Genomic DNA, 21,576 nt, shown 5'->3' with positions numbered 1-21,576 from the left:
ATGAGGAGTGCGATGGTGCTGGTCGCCGGCCGGGGAGAACGGTTGCGGCCGCTCACCGATACCCTTCCCAAACCGCTCATCCCTGACGCCGACGGCGTGCCGCTGCTTGCCCGCTGGCTCCATCGGCTGCGGGACGCAGAGGTCCCTTCTGTGGTGCTCAACCCCTGCTGGCTCGGCGATGCGATCGAACGCTTGGTTGAGGCAGGCGCCCCGTGGGGGGTGACGATCCGCATGAGCCGCGAAGACCCGCCGGGACTCGAGACCGCGGGAGGGATCCGCACCGCGCTTCCCCTGATTGCCAGCGACCCTTTTCTCGTGATCAACGGCGACGTCGACCTCGCCGACACCTGGTCGTTGGCGGCGTTCCTTCGTCGCGGAGAGGCGCTGCTTGCCGAAAACCCGACGCTCGAAGGTTACCTCCTCCTCGTCCCCAACCCCCCTGACCACCCGGATGGCGACTTCACCGTCGCCGAAGAGGGGGTGTTGCTCCCGGCTGCTGACACGACGCGCGGGATCCCCTACACCTTTGCCGGGGTGGCCCTCTACCGCGCCGCGCTCGTTGCCGACCTCCCGCCGCAGACCCGCGCGCCGCTCGGGCCACGCTTGCGCGCGCGGATCAATGCGGGGAGGATCGCCTTTGAGATCTCCGAGGAGCCGTGGTGGGACATCGGCACCCCAGAGCGTCTCGCCCGCTGGCGCATCGGTCGGAAAGCCGCTTCGCCGAGTTGCGGTAAGATGACAGACTCCCCTGTTGGACACCCTCCCGAGCGCGATGATGACCCCTTTGACCAGCCGACTCGAAAGTGATCTCACCCCCTTTGCCACGCGCCGCCAACTGATCCTCGCCGCGATGGAGGCCGAAGGGGGCGGCGCGCTTTTGTTGCCTACTGCGCAGGAGCAGCGGCGCAACCGCGACACCCACTACCCCTTCCGTTTCGACAGCGACTTCTACTACCTCACCGGGTTTACCGAACCCGACGCGTGGCTCTTGTTGCGCACCTACGCCGAACCCCGCGCGATCCTCTTTTGCCGCCCACGCGACCGGGAAGCGGAAAAGTGGGACGGCCGCCGCTTAGGGCCTGAGGAGGCGGTAGAGGCACTCGGCGTGGACGCTGCCTACCCCCTCTCAGAACTTGCGACCCGAGTCCCCGAGCTCCTCATGGGGGCGGCGAACCTCTGGGTGCCGCTTCTAGAATGTGACGCGGTAGATTCGCTCTTGCGGCAGTGGAAAACGGCGCTCGCGGCCAAAAGTCGCCAAGGGGTCTCCCCCCCTTACGCCTGGCTCGACGCCCGCGCTTTGATCGCGCGCTATCGCCTGATCAAAGATCCCCATGAGGTCGCTTGCATGCGTATAAGCGCCGCGATCGCTGCTGAAGTCCACTGCGCTGCAATGCGGGCTGCCCGTCCGGGGGTGAGCGAAGCGGCGCTCGAAGGGGTGATCCTCGCGACCTTTCGCGCGCGTGGCGCGGAAGGCCCCTCCTACCCGACGATCGTCGCCGGCGGCGCAAACGCCTGTATCCTCCACTACGTCGACAACCGCGCGGTGATTCCCGACGGCGCGTTGGTGCTGATCGACGCCGGTTGCGAATATCACGGCTATGCGAGTGACATCACCCGCACCTTCCCAGTGAACGGCCGCTTTTCAGGTCCGCAGCGCGCGCTCTACGAGGTGGTCCGCGCCGCCCAAGAGGCGGCGATCGCCGCAACCCGTCCGGGGGCACCCTTCTCTGCCGCGCATGACGCGGCGACGCGGGTGATCGTCGAGGGGCTGTTGAGCCTCGGGTTGCTCGCGGGGGATCCCGAGACGATCGTCGCCGAGAAAAGGCACCAGCGCTTCTTCCCCCATCGCACTGGCCACTGGTTGGGGCTCGACGTCCACGACGTCGGTCCCTACCAGGTCGCGGGCGAACCGGTGGTGCTCCAGCCGGGGATGGTCACGACAATCGAACCGGGGCTCTACATCGATCCGGCTGACGACATCCCGCGCGACTTCTGGGGGATCGGTATTCGCATCGAAGACGACGCGCTCGTCACCGCGACCGGGTGCGAACTCCTCACCCGCGGGGTACCGGTTGCGATCGACGAGATCGAAGCACTCATGCGGAGCTGAGGTATACTTCATCCCCCAAGAACAAAGACGACACGGCTGTGCACTACCTCGGCTTTACCCTACGCAACAACCTCTTCGTGGCGCCGATGGCGGGCGTCACCGACCGCCCTTTTCGCCAGCTCTGTAAACGACTCGGCGCGGGGCTTGCGGTTTCCGAGATGGTGACCTCCAACTCCCTCCTCTACGGGAGCGCGAAGACCCAGCGGCGCGCCAACCACGACGGGGAGGTGGAACCGATCGTGGTGCAGATCGCCGGCGCCGACCCCAAGATGATGGCCGATGCGGCGCGCTACAACGTCGAGCGAGGGGCGCAGATCATCGACATCAACATGGGGTGTCCGGCCAAAAAGGTGTGTAACGTCTTCGCTGGCTCAGCCCTCATGCAAGACCTGAAACTGGCCGCAGCGATTCTCGAAGCGGTGGTGAAAGCGGTCCCCGAGACCCCGGTGACGCTGAAGATGCGCACCGGCTGGAACCGGCAGAACCGCAACGCCCCAGAACTTGCCCGCATCGCCGAAGATGTGGGGATTCGGGCCCTTGCGATTCACGGGCGGACCCGTGCCGACCAGTATATGGGTGAAGCGGAGTATGAGACGATCGCGCTGGTCAAAAGCCTCGTCTCGATTCCGGTGATCGCGAACGGCGACATCGACTCCCCAGAGAAAGCGCGCTTCGTCCTCGACTTCACCGGCGCCGACGGCGTGATGATCGGTCGCGCCGCGCAGGGTCGTCCGTGGATCTTCCGCGAAATCGAGCACTTTCTCGCCACCGGCAAGAAGCTCCCCCCACCCTCCCGCGCCGAGATCCGCACCATTTTGCTTGCGCACCTTGAAGAACTCTATGACTTTTACGGTGAAGCAACTGGGGTCAAAATCGCGCGCAAACACATCGGCTGGTACTCGAAAGGCCTTCCGGGTGGGGCCGCCTTCCGACGGACGATGAACACCATCGAAACCGCCGACGCCCAACGCGAATGGGTCGACCGCTTCTTCTCTGACGCGCTCGATATCGAGGAGACCGCTGCATGACCGCGCCCGACCGCTTCCCTTCGGGCGATGCGCTCTCGACTGCCGTGAGAGCCACGCTCGACCGCTACTTTACCGACCTCGACGGCGCCTCTCCCTCTGACCTCCACGATCTGGTGATGCGGCGGGTGGAAAGGACGCTTTTTGAGTACGTGCTCATCCGGACCCACGGCAACCTCACCCGTGCCGCGGAACTTCTGGGCGTGACCCGCAACACCCTTCGCCGCAAACTCAAAGAACACGACCTCTACCCGAATGCTTGACCCGTCAAGGAAATCGCCACAATGGAACGTTACGCCCTTCTGAGCGTCTCGGATAAAACCGGCCTCATCCCCTTCGCCCAAGGCCTCGCGGCGATCGGTTTTCGTCTCCTCTCCACCGGCGGCACGGCGCAACTGCTGCGCACCGCGGGGCTGACGGTCATCGACGTCGCGGAACATACCGGCTTTCCCGAAATGCTCGACGGCCGGGTCAAAACGCTCCATCCGCGCGTTCATGCGGGAATCTTGGCTGATCGGAGCAACCCGGCCCATATGGAGACGCTGCGCGCCCACGGCATCCCCCCGATCGACATCGTCGCGGTGAACCTCTACCCGTTTGCTGCGACCATCGCCCGGAGCGACGCGACGCTCGCGGACGCGATCGAAAACATCGACATCGGCGGCCCCGCGATGGTCCGCGCCGCCGCGAAGAACCACGGCAACGAATCGGGCGGGGTGACGGTCATCGTCGACCCAAGCGACTATTCGGCGATTCTCGACGAACTCACCGCCCAAGGGAGCGTCTCCTACAGAACGCGCTTTCGCCTCGCGGCCAAGGCATTCACCCACACCGCCCGCTACGACGCGATGGTGAGCGAATACTTGACCCAACGGCTCACTCAGAGTGAATGGCCGCAGGCGTTGTCACTCGCTTTCGACCTGGTGATGCCGCTACGCTATGGCGAAAACCCCCACCAAACCGCGGCGTTCTACCGCGACCTCGATCCTCCCCCGGGTTCCTTGGCGCTTGCGGAGCTGCTGCAAGGGAAGCCCCTCTCCTACAACAACCTCGCCGACGCCGACGCCGCGTGGGAGTGTGTCAAACAGTTTCACCCCAAGCAGGATGGCCCCGCGTGCGTGATCGTCAAACACGCCAACCCCTGTGGCGTCGCGCTCGGGGCCACCGCGGAAGAGGCCTACCAGCGCGCATGGTCCACCGACCCGACTTCGGCTTTTGGCGGGATCATCGCGTTCAACACCCCGGTTGACGGGGCCGCTGCCGAACGGGTCACGCAACAGTTTCTCGAAGTCCTGATCGCCCCCGATTTCACCCCTGAAGCGCTTGCCGTGCTCGCGCAAAAGAAAAATGTCCGCGTGTTGCGCTGCCCCTGGGGTCCAACGGTTACGCAACGCGACCTCAAACGGATCGGCGGCGGGTTACTCGTCCAATCGAGCGACGCGATGCTCCTTGACGAAGCGCAGCTTCGCGTCGTCACCCGCCGCGCGCCTACGCCCGAGGAGATGCGCGACCTCCTCTTCGTCTGGCGTGTCGCCAAATATGTCAAATCGAATGCGATCGTCTATGGCCGCAACGGCCAGACGGTCGGCATTGGCGCAGGACAAATGAGCCGGGTCGACTCGTCGCGCATCGCGGTGATCAAAGCCCAGAACGCGGGGTTGCCCGTACGTGGAGCGGTGGTCGCGTCCGATGCCTTCTTCCCCTTCCGCGACGGGGTCGACGTCCTTGCCGAAGCGGGTGCGACCGCAGTCATCCAACCCGGGGGGTCGGTGCGCGACGATGAGGTGATCGCGGCCGCAGACGAGCATGGTCTTGCGATGGTCTTCACCGGCATGCGCCATTTCCGCCACTGATGGCCGAAAAACGATCGAGCAAAGGGGAAGCGATGAAACACTTGGGTTTGACCGTGATGGTTGTGGGAAGCGGCGGTCGGGAGCATGCGCTGGCGTGGAAAATCGCCCAGTCGCCGCGCGTCACCAAGGTGCTCGTCGCGCCGGGCAATCCCGGAACCGCGGCAACGGAAAAGTGCCGCAACATTCCCGCGAACGACATCCCTTCGTGGGTCGCGGCAGCCAAAGAGCACCACGTCGACCTCACCATTGTCGGTCCTGAAGCCCCGCTTGCCGCCGGTATCGTCGACACCTTCCAGCGCGAGGGACTGCCCATCTTCGGGCCGACGCAAGCCGCGGCGCAACTTGAAGCGAGCAAAGCCTTCGCCAAGTCCTTCATGGCGCGACACGGCATTCCCACCGCCCCCTACGCCGTCTTTACCGACGCCGCTGAAGCACACGCCTATGTCGACGCGCAGGGTGCGCCGATCGTGATCAAAGCCGACGGCCTAGCCGCAGGCAAAGGAGTGGTCGTTGCGACGACCCTTGACGAAGCGCACGCCGCGATCGACGCGATGCTCCTGGACCGCGCGATGGGGGAAGCCGGAGGACGCGTGGTCATCGAAGGATTTCTCTCGGGCGAAGAGGCGAGTTTCATCGTCATTGCCGACGGGAAAGAGGCGTTGGCGCTCGCGACCAGCCAAGACCACAAGCGGCTGTTGGATGGCGACCGCGGCCCCAACACGGGCGGGATGGGGGCCTACAGTCCAGCACCGGTCGTCACGCCCGACGTCCACGCCCGCGTGATGCGGGAGATCATCCGCCCGACGCTTGCTGGCATGGCGAAAGAGGGCACCCCTTACGTCGGTTTCCTCTACGCCGGTTTGATGATTAGCGAAAACGGCGCCCCCTATGTCGTCGAATTCAACTGCCGGATGGGGGACCCCGAGACGCAGCCGATCATGGCGCGTTTGAAATCGGACCTCGTCGACCTCGTCGAAGCGGCACTCGACGGGCGGATTGCACAAATGGAAGCCGCATGGGACCGCCGTGTGGCGCTCGCTGTCGTCCTTGCCGCACAAGGCTACCCGAACGCCCCACAGAAGGGGGATCTGATCAACGGTCTGCCGGCCGAACCCACCCCGCTTGCGAATCCCGACGATCGGCCGTTGATCTTCCACGCCGGCACCGCGCAACGGGAAGATGGCGCGATCGTCACGGCCGGCGGCCGCGTCCTTGCCGTTACGGCACTCGGCGACTCGGTGGCGAGCGCCCAGCAGCGCGCGTATGCGGTTGCCGACCAGATCCACTTCGCGGGCAAACAGATGCGGCGCGATATCGGTTTCCGTGCGCTCGCCAAATCGAGCTGACTTTCTGGATTTCGAGCACAGGCCATGTCGCTTTCCACCACCCCCTTGCGTGACCGGTTTCTCGCGCTGCAGCGCGAAATCGTCTCTGCGCTCGAAGCCTTTGACGGCGAACCGTTCCTCTGCGATCCGTGGTCACGCCCCGCAGGGGACCCACTTCAGGGGGATGGCCTCACACGCCTCATCGAAAATGGCCGTTTTTTTGAACGCGGTGGGTGCAACTTCTCCCACGTCCGCGGCGCAGCGCTCCCCCCCTCCGCGACCGCCCACCGCCAAGAATTGGCTGGACGGCCCTTTGAAGCGATGGGGGTCTCGCTCGTCCTCCACCCGCGCAACCCCTACTGCCCCACCGTCCACATGAACATCCGCTTTTTTGTCGCCTTGGGCAACGGCGCAGCACCCGATGTCTGGTGGTTTGGTGGCGGAATGGACCTCACCCCCTACTACCCCTTCCTCGAGGATATCGTCCACTTTCACCGCACCTGCCGCGACGCGGTCATTGCCGGGGGCGGCGATGAGACGCTCTACCGCGAGTGGAAGGGGTGGTGTGACCGCTATTTTTTCCTCAAACACCGCAATGAACCCCGTGGGGTTGGGGGGCTCTTCTTCGACGACCTCGGTGCCGACGGTACGCTCCCGTTTGCTGCAGCTCAGCAACTCACCTTCGCCGTAGGCGAGCACTTCCTTGCGGCCTACCTCCCGATCATCGAAAAGCGCCGCCACCACCCGTACGGCGAGCGGGAACGGAACTTTCAGTGCTACCGCCGGGGGCGCTACGTCGAATTCAACCTGGTCTGGGACCGCGGCACGATTTTTGGGCTGCAGAGCGGCGGGCGCACCGAATCGATCTTGATGTCACTCCCCCCCGTGGTCCATTGGCGGTACGAGTGGCACCCCGAACCCGGTTCCCCTGAGGAGCGGCTCTACGAGGTGTTGCCGCCGCGCGATTGGCTCGCGGAAGCGTCCGGAAGCGCCTCGTGATCGCTTGAGTCCGCCAAAGCTTTCCAGATTCCCAGTCTCTTGAGTCCCTCGCGGCCCAGCTCACGCATCAGGGCAACGTTTCGCTGCCAGATCGCGTCGGGGTTGGGATGGTCGGCAACAGCGCGCGCGATGCTCTCCTCGCGGAGCAGATGCAGCGTCGGATAAGGGGCACGGTTGGTGTAGTGGCTCCAATCCCCTTCCGGTTCCTCGGCAAAACAAAAATCGGGATGAAAAGCAGCGATTTGCACAACGCCGATGAGATCGTGATCTTCCAGACACTGCTCGGCAAGATCGAGAAAATCGTTGAAGGTGGCGAAATCGGGGAAGAGCGTGGGGTGCACCAGAAGTGTCGTCTCCAAAGTCTCCGGCGGTGTCGCCACAAGGAGCGCCAGCTCTTCGTCGAGGTGCTCGAGAAAGTGGTCATAGTGGCGCGCGTCGCTCACCCGAATGCGGACCTGGTTGTTGAGCCAAGCCGATCGGGCAAACGGGCAGAGGTTCAAACCGATCACTGCCCGTTCGACCCACGCCCGCATCTCGGCAACGACACGATCAGGATCCATGCACCCTGCAAGCACGCGCTCATTCTCGCTCATTGCGCTCACCTAGCGAACCTCACGACCCCGCCGGGTCGAAGGAGACCCCTCGCTGGGTGAGCTCTGCTTTGAGCTCCGCCATCGCCGCAGCAACCTGCGCGTGTGGCCCCTTGAAACCGAGTTCGAGCCGCCAGCGCCCATTGCTCTCTTCGCGTAACGACGGCAACGAAAAGAGTGTCGCGTCGGGGTATTTTTCGGTCAAGGCCTGCATCAAGTCAAGCAGGTCCCCTTCCCGCACATCCCAGACGATCACACTCTCCTCAACCCAATCTTCCCGCTGACAAACGTCCGCATAATAGGTATCCAGCACCCATTCGACCATCGGCCATGCCATGCGGGGAAAACCGGGGACAAAGTGGTGGTGGTCGACACTAAACCCTGGGATCTGGTTGTAGGGGTTGGGAATGATCCGCGCCCCTTCAGGGAAGACCCCCATCTCCAGCCGCGCCGGGGTGGCGTCGGCCCCCAAACGAGCACGGATCAACGCTTCGGCCTCCGGATGGAGTTTGAGCGGACGGCCAAGCGCCGCTGCGGCACACTGTCGGGTGTGGTCGTCAGGCGTTGCCCCGATTCCGCCAAAGCTAAAGACGACGTCGCTCGTCGCGAAACTGCGGCGGAACGCCTCAGTCAGGCGCACCGGATCGTCGCCGAGGTAGTGGGCCCAACTGAGCCGCAACCCGCGTCGCTTGAGAATGTCAATGAGCGCCGTGAGGTGCTTATCCTGGCGGCGTCCGGAGAGGATTTCGTCACCGATAATGTAGGCGCCGATCGCGATCATGGCAGTAACTCCCAGGTCGAGGAGGATGGAGAATGAGGGGTGACAACGCCCCGTTCCCATTGCAGGAGCTCAAGGGTCGCGTGGGCAAAGAGGGTGGCGATCAACACGGGGGAGAGGAGGTTCACCACAGGGAGCCACAGGAGCGCTGCCCCCACCAGACCGACGACAAAGAGCCAGCCCCGGTAGCGCTCAGCCACCCGGCGCAATTCGTCCCCATCTGCCACTTCACTCAAACAGTCATAGACAAAGGTGCGCTGGTTGAGCCATGCAGTGAGCAAAAAGGGGAAAAGGAGGAGCGCCCCGGGAATCCACCACAAGAGAAGAGTTCCCAACAACCCCAAGAGATAGAGCGACGCCGCAGTGAGGGTATTGATGAGGCTCCCTATCGCCGATCCGCCATGGCGAAAAGTGAGCGCCGGATAGTCGCGTTGGGCGATGCGGCGAATGAGGTTGGGGAGCGTCCACACCGCAAGCAAAACCAGCGCCGTCACGTAGATGAGCGGAATCACACCCAGCCACAACGCGAACTTCACCCCGACGATGAGCGCACCACTCCACCAAGTAAGGGCCTCGCCAGAGGAGGTTGCTCCGTTTGCCTCCTCAAGCCAGCTTCCGATCATCGTCGTCACCGGCTCCCAGAGGAGTGCGCCGACCACCAACCAGAGGAGGCTCGCGACCAACACCGGCCAGAAAAGCGCACCGATCACTTCGCCGCGCAGAATCGTCCCTAGAGTGCGCCGCAGCGTGAGCCACAAAAAAGGGCCAACACCGTGCGGCCAGCGGGTATCCGGCACCGTCGTCATAATCCCGACTACCGCAGCCGCGGCAACACGCCGCTCAAACCGCGAACCATCCGCTGTAACCCCCCTTTGCCGAGCTGCTTCATCAACCGCTGGGTCTGGTCAAACTGCTTGAGGAGGCGATTGACCTCCTGAACCGTGACCCCAGCGCCTGCTGCGATCCGCTGTTTCCGCTTCGCCTTGATGATCTCGGGCTTGGCACGCTCTTCTGGTGTCATGCTGTCGATGATCCCCTGGATCCGCCGAATCATCTTGTCATCGCCTCCTGCCGGGAGCTGCCCTGCCATCTGGGCAATCTGTGCGGGCATTTTGTCCAGGAGCGCACTCATCCCCCCCATTTTGCGCAACTGCACGATCTGGTCACGAAAGTCGTTCAAATCGAACCCTTTGCCCGACTGGATCTTCTTCGCGAGCTGCTTTGCCTTCTCCTCATCGACCTCTTTGCGCGCCGCTTCCACCAGCCCGATGATGTCGCCCATGCCGAGGATGCGGCTCGCCATCCGCTCGGGGTAAAAGGGCTCAAGCCCGTCGAGCTTCTCGCCGACACCGGCGAATTTGATCGGTGCCCCTGTGACGTAGCGCACCGAGAGCGCAGCGCCACCCCGAGCGTCGCCGTCGAGTTTCGTGAGCACGACGCCGGTGAGCGGCAGCGCTTCGTGAAACGCCTTCGCCGTATTGACCGCATCCTGACCCAACATCGCGTCGACGACAAAGAGTGTCTCTGTCGGCTGCAGCGCCTCGTGGAGGCGGCGAATCTCCGCCATCATCGCCTCGTCGATCGCGAGCCGCCCGGCGGTATCGACGAGCAATACGTCGTAGCCGCGCCGTTTCGCTTCGTCGAGCGCGCGGAGCGCAATCGCGACCGGTTCCTCGTCCGCAGTCGAAGGGAACCAGTCGACCCCGGCGTTCTTCGCGACTGTTGCGAGCTGCTCGATCGCCGCGGGACGGTAGACGTCGGTCGAGACGGTGAGGACCTTCTTGCGCTTCGTCTCTTTGAGCCACTTACCGAGTTTCCCCACCGTCGTCGTCTTCCCCGCCCCTTGCAACCCGGCCATCAGGATCACTACGGGTGGACGGGCGTTCAACAGGAGCGGCGCCTCTTCTCCCCCCATCAGCGCCTTCAGCTCGTCATAGACGACACCAATGAGCGCCTGGCCTGGGGTCAGCGACCCGATCACCTCTTGCCCGACCGCTTTGCTACGCACCCGCTCGATGAATGCCTTGACGACGGGCAAAGCGACGTCGGCTTCGAGCAACGCCATCCGCACTTCCCGGAGGGCCTCCTGGATGTTCTCTTCCGTGAGCCGCGCCTGGCCGCGGAGCGTTTTGACCACGCGACTCAATCGTTGGGTAAGCTGCTCCAGCATCGTCAATTGCCCTCGAATCGGTTACACTTTCGTCTCATGGAGCCGATTCTACTGCATTTGGCCGCGGCGCTGAGCTACACCCTCGTTGCAGTCGGGGGGTGGCGCCATTGCCGCAGATCCGATCAATCCCAGTGCCCTCCTCCCTGGCACCGTTTGGGCTATGTGATCGCGCTTGCGCTTCACGGAGCTGGGGTGGCAATGCTCCTTTTCGGCCATCTGGAGGGGGGCATTCGGCTGGGCGTCGCGCCGGTCTTGTCGCTGACTCTGTGGTTGGCGGGAGTGATTCTGGCGTGGGATCTGCGCCATGCAGAGGGCCACTGGACCACCCTCATCCATGCCCCTGCTGCGGCCCTCGTCTGCCTCGCCGCTGCGGCAACGCCACTCTCTTTTGCCCCTGTGGTGGCTGCCGGAAAACCAGCGCTCGTTGCCCACCTCTTGGTTGCGCTCGTCAGTTACGCGCTCTTTTCCGTGGTTGCGATCCACGCCTTCCTGATGACGGTTGCGCAGCAGGCGCTGCACCACCACCGCTTCTTCCGCTGGCTCGAGCGGCTCCCCCCTCTGATGATGATGGAGGCGCAACTCTTTCGCCTGATCGCAGCTGGCTTCATTGCGCTGACCCTCACCAACCTCACCGGTTTCTTTTCTGAACCGCTCTTTGGGGTTCCCTGGCGATGGGACCACAAAACGGTCTTCTCGCTTTCGGCCTGGGTGGTCTTTACCCTCCTTCTTTTGGGCCGTTGGCGCTTCGGTTGGCGAGGACAAACGGCGCTACGCTGGCTGTGGGGAGGAATCGTACTCCTCGCACTGGCCTACGTCGGGTTTCACTTCGTTCGCGATTTTCTCCTGACTGCACACGTTCCATGAACGAAACAGCTCCTGGAGTATCGATCACGCTGTGGCACTTCGTCGCGCTCGTGGCGCTCCTCATCGGGTCGGGGGTGGCTTCGATGAGCGAAACGGTGATGATGGCGACGAACCGCTTTCGTCTCCAGACGCTTGCCGATAAGGGCAAAAAAAGCGCGCGTCTCGCGCTCACGCTTCTTGCCGATACCGATCGGCTCCTCGGCATGATTCTGCTCCTCAATAACGTGATCAACGTGGGGGCAGCGACGCTGGCGTCGGTCATTACCCTCGCGCTTTTTGGCGAACACGAAAGTGCGCTAGCGGTGGGGAGTTTTCTCCTCACTTTTGTGATCCTCGTCTTTTCCGAGATTACGCCGAAAGTGGTGGGCGCCCGCTACGCCGATACCCTCGTCCACTGGTACGCTTGGCCACTCACCCTCCTCATTCGCGTCACCGGCCCTGTGGTCGATTTTGTCAACCTCTTCGTCAAGGGGATACTAAAACTTCTGCGCCTTGAGAGCAAACAAACCCATCAGGGCTTTTCGCCCGAGGAGGTCCGGGCGCTTTTGGGGCAAATTTCGCTCTGGCGCTTCCAGAACCACCGCGAGCTGCTCCTCAATCTTCTCGATATCGAACACTTGACGGTTGCCGACGTGATGCGCCCGCGGCGGGTGATCGAGGCGCTCGACCTCGCCGAAAGCGAAGAGACCCTGCGCGAACAGTTGGCCACTGCCTACCACAGCCGCTTGCCGCTCATCGACAGTCGGCAGGATGAGATCCTTGGCGTCGTTCACATCCGTCGAGTCGTAGGGGCGCTGCTCACGGGCGAATCTTTCTCCACAACGCTCCTCCACCAATCAGCGACCCCCCCCTATTTCATCCCCGCCCACACCCCGGTGCTCAAACAGCTCTCGGAATTTCAAAAGCGGCGCGAGCGGTTGGCGCTCGTCGTCGATGAGTACGGGGAGCTGCAGGGGCTCTTGACGATTGAGGACATCATTGAGGAGATCGTCGGGCAGTTCACCACCTCACTCACCGGGGCCCACGCCTTCGACTGGGATGAGTCGGGCACGGTCACGTTACCGGGTGAGAGCCTGATTCGCGAGATCAACCGGGCGCTTGGCATCCAACTTCCCGAGGATCGCGGCCGGACGCTGAACGGGCTCCTCTTAGCGACCCTGCAGTCGCTCCCCGACGGGGAGACGGCGGTTCGCTTCAACGACGTCGTGGTCGAAGTGGTTCAAACCGACGAGCGGACTATCCGGGTGGCGCGGCTTCGCCGTCTCGACACCAGGGAGGAGAGATGACCACCAAAGAACAGATCACTGGCCTCATTCGCGCACTGGTGCAAGAGCAGTGGGTGAGCGAAGCGCAGGTGGAGCAGGCAGTGGCCTCCCCTGAGGAGGGGCCCTTTGGCGTGCTGCTCGCGCTCATTGCCGTTGCGGGGCTTTCGGAAAAACGTGTCGCTCGTTTCGCCGGCGAACGGTTTGGCGTTCCGATCCTCGACATCGAGGCACTCGACCGCGACAAGATCCCCAAAGATCTTCTCGATCGTGACCTCGCCGCAAAACATGGCGTGCTCCCACTCTCCAAACGCAAAGGGAAAATACTCATTGCCCTTGCCGACCCGTCGCATGTGACGCTACTGGACACGCTGCGCTTCCAGAGCGGGCAGACGATTGAGCCCGTCGTGGCGCCTGCACGGGCGCTCGCGCGCCTGCTCAACGAAATTTATCAGTCGGCAAGTGACGCCCTCGCTTCACTCACCGATGAGGCGCTCGACCTCTCCGCAGAAGTGCAAACCGACGAGGCAGGAGCTTCGGCGCGCGCAACCGACGAGGCGATCGACGACGCGCCAGTCGTTCGCTTCATCAACAAGATCCTTTTTGACGCAATCAACGAAGGGGCGTCGGATATCCATTTCGAGCCCTACGAAAAACTCTACCGGATCCGCTACCGTGCGGACGGGATGCTGCGCGAAGTCGCGCGACCGCCGCTCGCGCTCAAAGATAAGATCACCGCGCGGGTCAAGATCATGGCACGGCTCGACATCTCTGAGCGACGCGTTCCCCAAGACGGTCGGATCAAGCTCGTCCTGAACCGCCAGAAAGCGATCGACTTTCGCGTCTCGACCCTCCCCACGCTTTGGGGCGAGAAGATCGTGATGCGAATCTTGGACTCCTCTTCGGCGATGCTCGGGATCGACTCGCTTGGCTATGAGCCCGACCAGAAAGAGGCGCTGCTCGAAGCGATCCACCGCCCCTACGGGATGGTGCTGGTTACCGGTCCCACCGGCTCGGGGAAGACGGTCTCGCTCTACACCTGCCTCAACATTCTCAACCAACCCGAGGTCAATATCTCCACCGCCGAAGACCCGGTCGAAATCAACCTCCCCGGGATCAACCAGGTCAACATCAACGAAAAGACCGGGCTCACCTTCGCCGCGGCGCTGCGGGCGTTTCTCCGCCAGGACCCCGACATCATCATGGTGGGCGAAATCCGCGACCTCGAAACGGCCGACATCGCGGTAAAGGCGGCGCAGACCGGCCACCTGGTGTTGTCGACGCTGCACACCAACGATGCCCCATCGACCCTTGACCGCCTGCGGCTGATGGGGCTCGCCCCCTTTAACATCGCCTCGTCGGTCCATCTCATCACCGCGCAGCGGCTTGCCCGCCGCCTCTGCAGCTGCAAGATTCCGCAGCAAATCCCGAAAGAGGCGCTGTTGGCCGCCGGTTTTACCGAAGCCGAACTCGACGGCAGCTGGACCCTCTACGGCCCTAACCCGCAAGGGTGCGAGCGGTGCCGCGGGAGCGGTTACAAAGGGCGCGTAGGAATTTACGAAGTGATGCCGATCTCCGATGCGATGCGCGAGCTCATCATGACCAACGCCAACGCCCTTGAACTCGAACGGCAAGCGCGGCGCGAAGGGGTACGGAATCTGCGCCAATCGGGGTTGCTCAAAGTAAAACAGGGGGTCACCTCCCTCATGGAGGTGCTCGCGGTGACCAACGACTAGGAGCGCACAGTGGCTAAAGCAGCGACGCAAGAAGAGAAGGTCTTCGTCTGGGAAGGGACCGACGCGGCAGGCAAAAAGGCGCGCGGTGAGATTCGCGCCGTAAGCGAACTCGCTGCGAAAGCGGCGCTGCGGCAAAAAGGGGTGCGAGTCCGCAAGTTGCAAGTGGTCAAAATGCGCCGCGGCCGTATCCCGGAGAAGGAGATCGCCCTCTTTACCCGGCAACTGGCGACGATGATGAAGGCGGGCGTATCGATGCTACAAGCTTTTGACATCGCGATTCGCGGCGCGTCGAATCCGGCGCTCGCGCGCCTCCTGAACGAGATTCGCAGCGATATCGCCCAAGGGAATCCCCTTGCGCAGTCGTTTGCCAAACACCCCCTCTATTTCGACCGCCTCTTTGTCGCGCTCGTTGCCGCCGGGGAACAGGCCGGGATTCTCGACGACCTGCTTGACCGGATCGCCACCTACCAGGAGAAGATCCTCGCGATCAAGGGCAAGATCAAATCGGCGCTCTTCTACCCCGCCGCGGTCGTCGTCGTCGCTTTTATCGTGATCTCGATCCTGATGATCTTCGTGATCCCGCAGTTCAAAGAGATCTTCACGAGCTTCGGCGCAGACCTCCCGGCGCCAACGCTCCTGGTGATCGCGATCTCGGAATTCTTCGTCGCGTGGTGGTGGGCGATCTTTGGCGGGATATTGGCCGCAATCGTTGCGTTTGTCGCATTCTTTCGCAAATCGCAACCCTTTCGTGACCGAATCGACAAACTCCTCTTGAAGCTCCCCATTGTCGGGATCATTCTCCAGAAAGCGGCGATCGCGCGGTGGACAAGAACGCTCGCGACGATGTTCGCAGCCGGCGTTCCCCTCAACGAAGCGCTCGTCTCGGTTGGAAGCGCCGCCGGGAACGCCGTCTATCGCGACGCCACCGATCAAATCCGTACCCAGGTCACCCAAGGGGTGTCGCTCACGGTCGCAATGATCGACTCGGGCGTCTTCCCCGCGATGGTGCCGCAGATGGTCTCGATCGGGGAGGAGTCGGGGCAGCTCGACACGATGTTGAGCAAAATCGCCGAATACTACGAGCGCGAAGTCGATGAAGCAGTCGCGTCGCTCTCGCAACTCCTCGAACCCCTCATCATGGCCTTCCTCGGGGTGGTCGTCGGGGGGATTGTCGTCTCGATGTATCTGCCGATCTTCAAACTCGGGCAGGTGGTGGGATGATGGCCGAGACAACGACGCTCCTTGTCGCCGCGCTCCTTGGGGCGATCATCGGCAGTTTCCTCAACGTCGTGATTGTTCGGCTGCCGAAAATGTTAGAACGGCGCTGGCGTATCGAGGCGACTGAGTATCTCCGCGAAACGGCCGGAATGGCGAAAGAGACAGCGCAGATCGACACGAGTACCGATTCCGCGCAGGCAGAGAACCGCTTCAACCTCGCCTTCCCGGCCTCCCACTGTCCGCACTGTGGTGCAAAGCTCGCGTGGTGGGAGAATATTCCAATCGTCTCGTGGCTGATGCTCCGCGGCCGATGCCACCACTGCCACGCAAGCATCTCCCCCCGCTACCTCATCGTCGAGCTCCTCACTGCGATGGTTACCGCCGCTGCAGTCGCACGCTGGGGGGTGACGGTGACGGCGCTCTTGGCTGCCGCCTACCTCTGGGTGCTTATTGCACTCGCCTTTATCGACTGGGAGACGCAGCTCCTGCCAGACGACCTCACCTTGCCGCTGCTGTGGCTGGGGCTGCTTGCCAACTTGGACGGCCGTTTTGCACCGCTTCCCCATGCCGTGGTCGGAGCGCTCTGCGGTTATTTGCTCCTCTGGAGCCTCTACTGGCTCTTCAAGATCGTCACCGGTAAAGAGGGGATGGGGTACGGCGACTTCAAGCTCCTTGCGGCACTCGGCGCCTGGCTCGGCGTGGCGATGCTGCCGCAGGTGCTGCTCGTGAGCGCCTCTTTGGGGGCCGTCATCGGGATCACCGCGCGGGCAACCGGGCGCTTGGCCCAGGGGCAGCCGATCCCGTTCGGCCCTTTTTTGGCGTTTGCAGGGGTGATCTCCCTGTTTGCGCCAAACCTTCTCGCTCAACTCCTCGGCTAACCGCCCCCTAAGCCAAAAGCGCGACCGACTTAACCTGCGCCCAGAGGCGCTCTCCGGGGGCGATCGCCAGCGTCGCGAGCGCCCGCGCGGTCACGAGCGCAAGAAGCTGCGCCTCCCCCACGCGCAACTGCACCAGCACCGAACCGGGCCCCTCCTCGACGATCGCTGCAACCTCTGCGGACAACAGGTTCTGAATCGTGCTCTGCCCGGGGTCGCGCGCAAGGCTCACGTCGCTTGCGAGCACCCGCACCCGCACTGAGCGACCAATCGGCAACCCCGCGTCACGCACCCAGAGGCTCCCCCCGGCGAAATCGACGCGCGCAAGGTGCCACGTCGCGTCGCGCACCGCGACCCTCCCCTCAAGCACCACCCCCGCCTTTTCGCCGACGTGAAGCGGCGAGTCGGGTTGCGCCAGCAGCGCCGTGAGCGGCCCCTGCGCCCGCACCCGCCCTCCCTCGAGCACCACCACGTGGTCGGCGAGGCGTGCGACCTCGTTCGGCGCGTGGGTGACGTAGAGCATCGGGATTGCGAACTCGTCGCGCAGCTTCTCAAGGTAGGGCAAGATCTCGAGCTTGCGCGCCACATCGAGCGCCGAGAGCGGCTCGTCCATCAAGAGAAGCCGCGGCTGGAGCGCCAACGCCCGCGCGATCGCCACCCGCTGCCGCTCACCGCCCGAAAGCCGCTCCGGGCGCCGGTCGAGGAGATGGCCAATCCCGAGGAGCTCGATCACCGGCTCGAGCGGCGCGACCCCCTGCCACACCCTAGCGCGCTTCATCCCGTAGCGCAAATTGCCGAGCACCGTGAGGTGGGGAAAAAGACTCGCCTCCTGAAAGACATAGCCGATCGGCCGGCGGTGAGTCGGCACCCAGCGATCCTCATCCTGCCACACCTCACCCGCGACGACGAGGCGCCCCACTGGCGCCCGCTCGAGCCCCGCGATGCAGCGCAGCAGCGTCGTCTTCCCCGACCCCGAGTGGCCAAAAAGGGCGGTCACCCCGCGCGCAGGCAATTCGAGATCGACGTCGAGCGTAAAACCGGGCCAGTCGACGCGAAAGCGCGCTTCGATCGCCGCCATCTCATTTCCCCGTGGAAACGCCCGAACGCCGCGTGCCGTAGAGGGGGAGAAGCACCAAAAACGAGAAGAGGAGCATCACTGCCGCGAGGCGATGCGCCTCCGCATACTCGAGCGCCTCGACGTGGTCGTAGATCTGCACGGATACCACCCGCGTCACCCCCGGGATATTTCCCCCCACCATCAACACGACGCCAAATTCGCCGATCGTGTGGGCAAAGGTGAGCACCATCGCAGTAAAAAAACCGGGCGCCGCAAGCGGCACGGCCACCGTCAGAAAAGCGTCCAAAGGCGAGGCGCGCAGTGTCGCCGCGACCTCGAGCGGTCGCTCGCCCAAGGCCTCGAAAGCGCTCTGCAGCGGCTGGACCATGAAGGGGAGCGAGTAGAAGACCGACGCAACGACCAATCCCCCGAAGGTGAAGGGGAGGAGCCCAAGCCCCAGCCACTCGGTGAGCCGTCCGACGGGGCCATTCGGCCCCATCGCAAGCAGCAGATAGAAGCCCAACACCGACGGTGGCAGCACGAGCGGCAACGCCACCACCGCGCTGATCGGCCCCTTCCAGCGCGAGCGCGTGCGCGCAAGCCACCAGGCAATCGGCGTGCCGACGACGAGCAGAATCGCGGTGACGAGCGCGGCAAGCCGTACCGTGAGCCAGAGCGCTTGCCAGTCACTTGCGGTGAGCATTGCGATCCCCTCAATCTGCCGCGCCCGCACTTCGCCCTTTAGCGCTCACCGGGCAAGACGAAACCGTAGCGAACCATGATCGCTCGTGCGGCGGGGTTACCCATGTAGTCGGCAAAGCGCTGCGCGAGTTCATTCCCCGCAGCCCGCTGGGTAATGATGAACCCCTGCTCGAGCGGCTCGTGTAAGTGGTCGGGAATCAGGGTGTAGCCCCCTTGCTGTGCGAGCTCGGGGTTGAGGGCAAGCGAAAGCGCAATGATCCCAACCTGGGCGTTGCCCGTCTGGACAAACTGCGCGGTGTGGGCGATGTTTTCGCCAAAGACGAGCTTCGGTTCGATTTTTTCCCACAAGCCTGAGGCGCGCAGCGCCTCCTCAGCGCGCTTGCCGTAGGGGGCGTGTTTGGGGTTCGCGATCGCGATGCGGGTGATCTTGGGGTCGGTGAGGCTCTCAAGCGTCATCTTGCTCGTGTCCAAGCTCGCGCTCCAGAGGACGATCCGGCCAAAGGCGTAGGGTTTCACCTCGGAGGCCGCGAGGCCCGCTTGAACGAGCTCCCGCGGATAGTGGATATCGGCCGAAAAGTAGAGGTCGTAGGGGGCACCGTTTTTAATCTGGGTATGAAATTTCCCTGAGGAACCGTAAATGACCTCGACCTCGTCAGCGGGGTGCTCTTTCTTGAAAGCGGCGACGATCTCGTCCATCGCGAACTTGAGGTCGGCCGCCGCGGCGATGGTGATTTTTGCGGCGTGCGCCGTCTGCATCCAGACGAGCACGACCAGGGTCAGAAAAAAGCAAGCCGTCCTGATCTGACTTCGCACCCCCCAACCTCCTTCAGCACCGATGTCGTTGGATCACGATTCTAGCGCTTTCCCTTTGAGCCGATTATAATCATGCATTTGTGGTTTACAGACGGAGGATGACCATGCCGATCTACGAATACCGTTGCACATCGTGTGGTCACGAACAGGAACATCTGCAAAAGGTCAACGACGAACCGATTGCCACCTGCCCCGCGTGTGGCAGCGCCGCCTATGTCAAGCTCCTCTCCGCGGCTGGTTTTGCCTTCAAAGGGGAGGGCTGGTACGTCACCGACTACAAAGGGAAGGGAAACAGCCAGAAGAGCGCCGCCTCCGCCTCATCAGAAACAGGCGGCTGCGGTGCGGGGGCGTGCGAAGCGTGCGCGGCGACAACCGAATAGAACAGAGGAAACCTGATGCGAAGCCACTACTGCGGTACGGTTACTGCCGAACATCTCAACCAAACGGTCACCCTGTGCGGGTGGGCGCGCCGTCGGCGCGACCATGGCGGGGTGATCTTCATCGACCTTGCCGACCGCTCGGGGATCGTCCAGATCGTCGTTGACCCCGACCGTCCCGAGGCGTTTCGCCTTGCCGAGAGCGTGCGCAATGAGTATGTCCTGAGCGTCACGGGTCGGGTCCGTCGCCGTCCTGCGGGGACGGAGAACCCCAACATCACCACGGGGGAGATCGAACTCTTCGTTGAGTCGCTCACGATTCTCAACACCAGCGCCCCGCTTCCCTTCCAGATCGAAGACGAACACCTCTCCGAGACTGTTCGGCTCACCCACCGCGTCCTCGATCTGCGCCGCCCGGTGATGCAGAAAAACCTGATGCTGCGCTACCAGGTGGCGCGCGCGTTTCGCCGCTTTCTCGACGCCCACGGATTCATCGACATCGAAACCCCGATGCTCACGAAGAGTACACCGGAAGGGGCGCGCGACTATCTCGTTCCCTCGCGGGTCCATCCGGGCCACTTCTACGCGCTCCCGCAATCGCCTCAGCTCTTCAAGCAGCTCCTGATGATCGCCGGCTTCGACCGCTACTACCAGATCACCAAATGTTTCCGCGACGAGGATCTCCGTGCCGACCGGCAACCGGAGTTCACCCAGGTCGATATCGAAACCTCGTTCCTGACCCAAGAGGAGATCATCACCCTCATGGAGGAGATGATCCGAAGAATCTTCGCCGAGACCTTGGGTGTCGAACTGCCCAATCCCTTCCCGCGCCTCACCTACGACGAGGCGATGGCGCGCTTCGGTTCCGACAAACCCGACCTCCGTGTGACGCTCGAACTGACGGATGTGACCGACGCGGTGCGCGACGTCGCGTTCAAAGTCTTCGCCCAGCCCGCGAACAGCGGCGGCAAAGTGATGGCGCTGCGGGTTCCGGGTGGTGCGGCGCTGACGCGCGGGGAGATCGACGAATATACCCGCTTCGTCGCGATCTACGGCGCGAAGGGGTTGGCCTACATCAAAGTCAATGACGCCAGCAAGCTCAACGAAGAGGGGCTGCAGTCGCCGATCGTCAAAAACTTGCACGAGCAGGCGCTGCGCACCATCCTCGAGCGGACCGGGGCACAGTCGGGCGACCTCATCTTCTTTGGCGCCGACAAGCCCAAAGTGGTCTTCGACGCTCTGGGCGCGTTGCGGGTCAAGCTCGGTCATGACAAGGGGTTTCTCACTGGAAGCGCATGGGCGCCCGTCTGGGTCGTCGATTTTCCGATGTTCGAATACGACGAAGAGGAGAAACGTTGGGTCGCGTGCCACCACCCTTTTACTTCCCCGCGCGAAGAAGATCTCCCTTACCTCACGAGCGACCCGGGGCGCGTTCGCGCCCAAGCCTACGACCTTGCGTTGAATGGTTGGGAGATCGGCGGCGGGTCGATCCGGATCCACCGCGAGGCGGTCCAGCGGCAGGTCTTTGCTGCGCTGGGGATCTCGGACGAGGAGGCACAAGAGAAGTTTGGCTTCCTGCTCGACGCCCTCAAATACGGTGCGCCGCCGCACGGTGGGCTCGCCTTTGGCCTTGACCGCATCGTCACGCTGATGAGTGGTGCCGAATCGATCCGCGACGTGATCGCCTTCCCGAAGACGCAGCGGGCGCAGTGTCTCCTCACCCACGCGCCGTCGCCGGTGAGCGACAAGCAGCTCAAAGAGCTCCATCTCCGCTTGCGGGTCGCGGAAAAGGGCGGAAACGCCTCGTAAAGGGCAAGAGAGG

Annotated in this window: 21 protein-coding genes; 14 read left to right on the top strand and 7 right to left on the bottom strand. The window is 63.3% G+C overall.

Annotation, left to right across the window (positions count from 1 at the left end):
- From ACYQ6T_RS01185 to hemF, 7 genes are read left to right on the top strand one after another with little or no spacing between them, the layout of a single operon-like run.
- On the top strand, nt 1-807 hold the full coding sequence (locus ACYQ6T_RS01185; protein ID WP_459826636.1) for a nucleotidyltransferase family protein: 807 nt from the start codon (nt 1-3) through the stop codon (nt 805-807).
- Nucleotides 773-2,110, top strand: coding sequence for an aminopeptidase P N-terminal domain-containing protein (locus tag ACYQ6T_RS01180; RefSeq protein ID WP_459826634.1), 1,338 nt, complete (start codon nt 773-775; stop codon nt 2,108-2,110). The genes ACYQ6T_RS01185 and ACYQ6T_RS01180 overlap by 35 nt, the downstream gene beginning before the upstream one ends.
- 38 nt (nt 2,111-2,148) lie before the next feature.
- A complete protein-coding gene (gene dusB / locus ACYQ6T_RS01175) occupies nt 2,149-3,138 on the top strand; it encodes a tRNA dihydrouridine synthase DusB (protein ID WP_459826632.1) in 990 nt (329 codons plus the stop codon).
- On the top strand, nt 3,135-3,398 hold the full coding sequence (locus tag ACYQ6T_RS01170; RefSeq protein ID WP_459826630.1) for a helix-turn-helix domain-containing protein: 264 nt from the start codon (nt 3,135-3,137) through the stop codon (nt 3,396-3,398). Before dusB ends, ACYQ6T_RS01170 begins: the two co-directional genes overlap by 4 nt.
- Nucleotides 3,399-3,419: 21 nt before the next feature.
- Entirely contained in the window at nt 3,420-4,988 is a 1,569-nt protein-coding gene (purH, locus tag ACYQ6T_RS01165; RefSeq protein WP_459826628.1) for a bifunctional phosphoribosylaminoimidazolecarboxamide formyltransferase/IMP cyclohydrolase, read from the top strand.
- A 47-nt stretch (nt 4,989-5,035) separates the two neighbouring features.
- Complete coding sequence (purD, locus tag ACYQ6T_RS01160; RefSeq protein WP_459826841.1) at nt 5,036-6,334, top strand: phosphoribosylamine--glycine ligase; 1,299 nt, start codon at nt 5,036-5,038, stop codon at nt 6,332-6,334.
- A gap of 24 nt (nt 6,335-6,358) precedes the next feature.
- Complete coding sequence (hemF, locus tag ACYQ6T_RS01155; RefSeq protein ID WP_459826626.1) at nt 6,359-7,312, top strand: oxygen-dependent coproporphyrinogen oxidase; 954 nt, start codon at nt 6,359-6,361, stop codon at nt 7,310-7,312.
- Here the strand turns inward: hemF and ACYQ6T_RS01150 are convergent.
- Genes ACYQ6T_RS01150 through ffh form a run of 4 tightly spaced genes read right to left on the bottom strand, consistent with a single transcriptional unit; the run spans nt 7,255 to nt 10,850 of the window.
- Nucleotides 7,255-7,872: a DUF1415 domain-containing protein gene (locus ACYQ6T_RS01150; protein WP_459826624.1), complete on the bottom strand. Its 618-nt coding sequence runs from the start codon at nt 7,870-7,872 to the stop codon at nt 7,255-7,257. The genes hemF and ACYQ6T_RS01150 overlap by 58 nt on opposite strands.
- A gap of 52 nt (nt 7,873-7,924) precedes the next feature.
- Nucleotides 7,925-8,680: a competence/damage-inducible protein A gene (locus ACYQ6T_RS01145; protein WP_459826839.1), complete on the bottom strand. Its 756-nt coding sequence runs from the start codon at nt 8,678-8,680 to the stop codon at nt 7,925-7,927.
- Nucleotides 8,680-9,486: an EI24 domain-containing protein gene (locus ACYQ6T_RS01140; RefSeq protein ID WP_459826622.1), complete on the bottom strand. Its 807-nt coding sequence runs from the start codon at nt 9,484-9,486 to the stop codon at nt 8,680-8,682. The genes ACYQ6T_RS01145 and ACYQ6T_RS01140 overlap by 1 nt, the downstream gene beginning before the upstream one ends.
- Before the next feature lie 8 nt (nt 9,487-9,494).
- Complete coding sequence (gene ffh, locus ACYQ6T_RS01135) at nt 9,495-10,850, bottom strand: signal recognition particle protein (protein ID WP_459826620.1); 1,356 nt, start codon at nt 10,848-10,850, stop codon at nt 9,495-9,497.
- 36 nt (nt 10,851-10,886) lie between these two features.
- Here ffh and ACYQ6T_RS01130 point away from each other — a divergent pair, with 36 nt between their 5' ends.
- Genes ACYQ6T_RS01130 through ACYQ6T_RS01110 form a run of 5 tightly spaced genes read left to right on the top strand, consistent with a single transcriptional unit; the run spans nt 10,887 to nt 16,808 of the window.
- Nucleotides 10,887-11,714: a cytochrome C assembly family protein gene (locus ACYQ6T_RS01130; protein ID WP_459826618.1), complete on the top strand. Its 828-nt coding sequence runs from the start codon at nt 10,887-10,889 to the stop codon at nt 11,712-11,714.
- Nucleotides 11,711-13,000, top strand: a complete 1,290-nt coding sequence (locus ACYQ6T_RS01125) for an HlyC/CorC family transporter (RefSeq protein ID WP_459826616.1) — start codon at nt 11,711-11,713, stop codon at nt 12,998-13,000. The genes ACYQ6T_RS01130 and ACYQ6T_RS01125 overlap by 4 nt, the downstream gene beginning before the upstream one ends.
- The gene (gene pilB, locus ACYQ6T_RS01120) at nt 12,997-14,712 is read left to right on the top strand and encodes a type IV-A pilus assembly ATPase PilB (RefSeq protein WP_459826614.1); all 1,716 of its coding nucleotides are present in this window, start codon (nt 12,997-12,999) and stop codon (nt 14,710-14,712) included. Before ACYQ6T_RS01125 ends, pilB begins: the two co-directional genes overlap by 4 nt.
- A gap of 9 nt (nt 14,713-14,721) precedes the next feature.
- Nucleotides 14,722-15,933, top strand: a complete 1,212-nt coding sequence (locus ACYQ6T_RS01115; RefSeq protein ID WP_459826612.1) for a type II secretion system F family protein — start codon at nt 14,722-14,724, stop codon at nt 15,931-15,933.
- Nucleotides 15,933-16,808: a prepilin peptidase gene (locus ACYQ6T_RS01110; RefSeq protein WP_459826610.1), complete on the top strand. Its 876-nt coding sequence runs from the start codon at nt 15,933-15,935 to the stop codon at nt 16,806-16,808. The genes ACYQ6T_RS01115 and ACYQ6T_RS01110 overlap by 1 nt, the downstream gene beginning before the upstream one ends.
- Before the next feature lie 7 nt (nt 16,809-16,815).
- On the opposite strand, the gene modC is transcribed toward ACYQ6T_RS01110, so the two are convergent.
- From modC to modA, 3 genes are read right to left on the bottom strand one after another with little or no spacing between them, the layout of a single operon-like run.
- Nucleotides 16,816-17,883 carry a molybdenum ABC transporter ATP-binding protein gene (modC, locus tag ACYQ6T_RS01105; RefSeq protein ID WP_459826609.1) on the bottom strand — a complete coding sequence of 356 codons (1,068 nt, stop codon included), beginning with the start codon at nt 17,881-17,883 and terminating at the stop codon, nt 16,816-16,818.
- A gap of 1 nt (nt 17,884) precedes the next feature.
- Nucleotides 17,885-18,565: a molybdate ABC transporter permease subunit gene (modB, locus tag ACYQ6T_RS01100; RefSeq protein ID WP_459826607.1), complete on the bottom strand. Its 681-nt coding sequence runs from the start codon at nt 18,563-18,565 to the stop codon at nt 17,885-17,887.
- A gap of 38 nt (nt 18,566-18,603) precedes the next feature.
- Nucleotides 18,604-19,320, bottom strand: coding sequence for a molybdate ABC transporter substrate-binding protein (modA, locus tag ACYQ6T_RS01095; protein WP_459826837.1), 717 nt, complete (start codon nt 19,318-19,320; stop codon nt 18,604-18,606).
- A gap of 155 nt (nt 19,321-19,475) precedes the next feature.
- On the opposite strand from modA, the gene ACYQ6T_RS01090 reads away from it, so the two are divergent.
- Both ACYQ6T_RS01090 and aspS read left to right on the top strand, forming a co-directional pair.
- The gene (locus ACYQ6T_RS01090) at nt 19,476-19,757 is read left to right on the top strand and encodes an FmdB family zinc ribbon protein (RefSeq protein ID WP_459826605.1); all 282 of its coding nucleotides are present in this window, start codon (nt 19,476-19,478) and stop codon (nt 19,755-19,757) included.
- A gap of 15 nt (nt 19,758-19,772) precedes the next feature.
- On the top strand, nt 19,773-21,563 hold the full coding sequence (gene aspS, locus ACYQ6T_RS01085; RefSeq protein ID WP_459826603.1) for an aspartate--tRNA ligase: 1,791 nt from the start codon (nt 19,773-19,775) through the stop codon (nt 21,561-21,563).
- Nucleotides 21,564-21,576 lie beyond the last annotated feature (13 nt).

The sequence above is a fragment of the Hydrogenophilus islandicus genome (assembly GCF_054657095.1).
The sequence above is the reverse complement of the archived record's forward strand: the minus strand, read 5'-3'. Positions and strand labels throughout refer to the sequence as shown.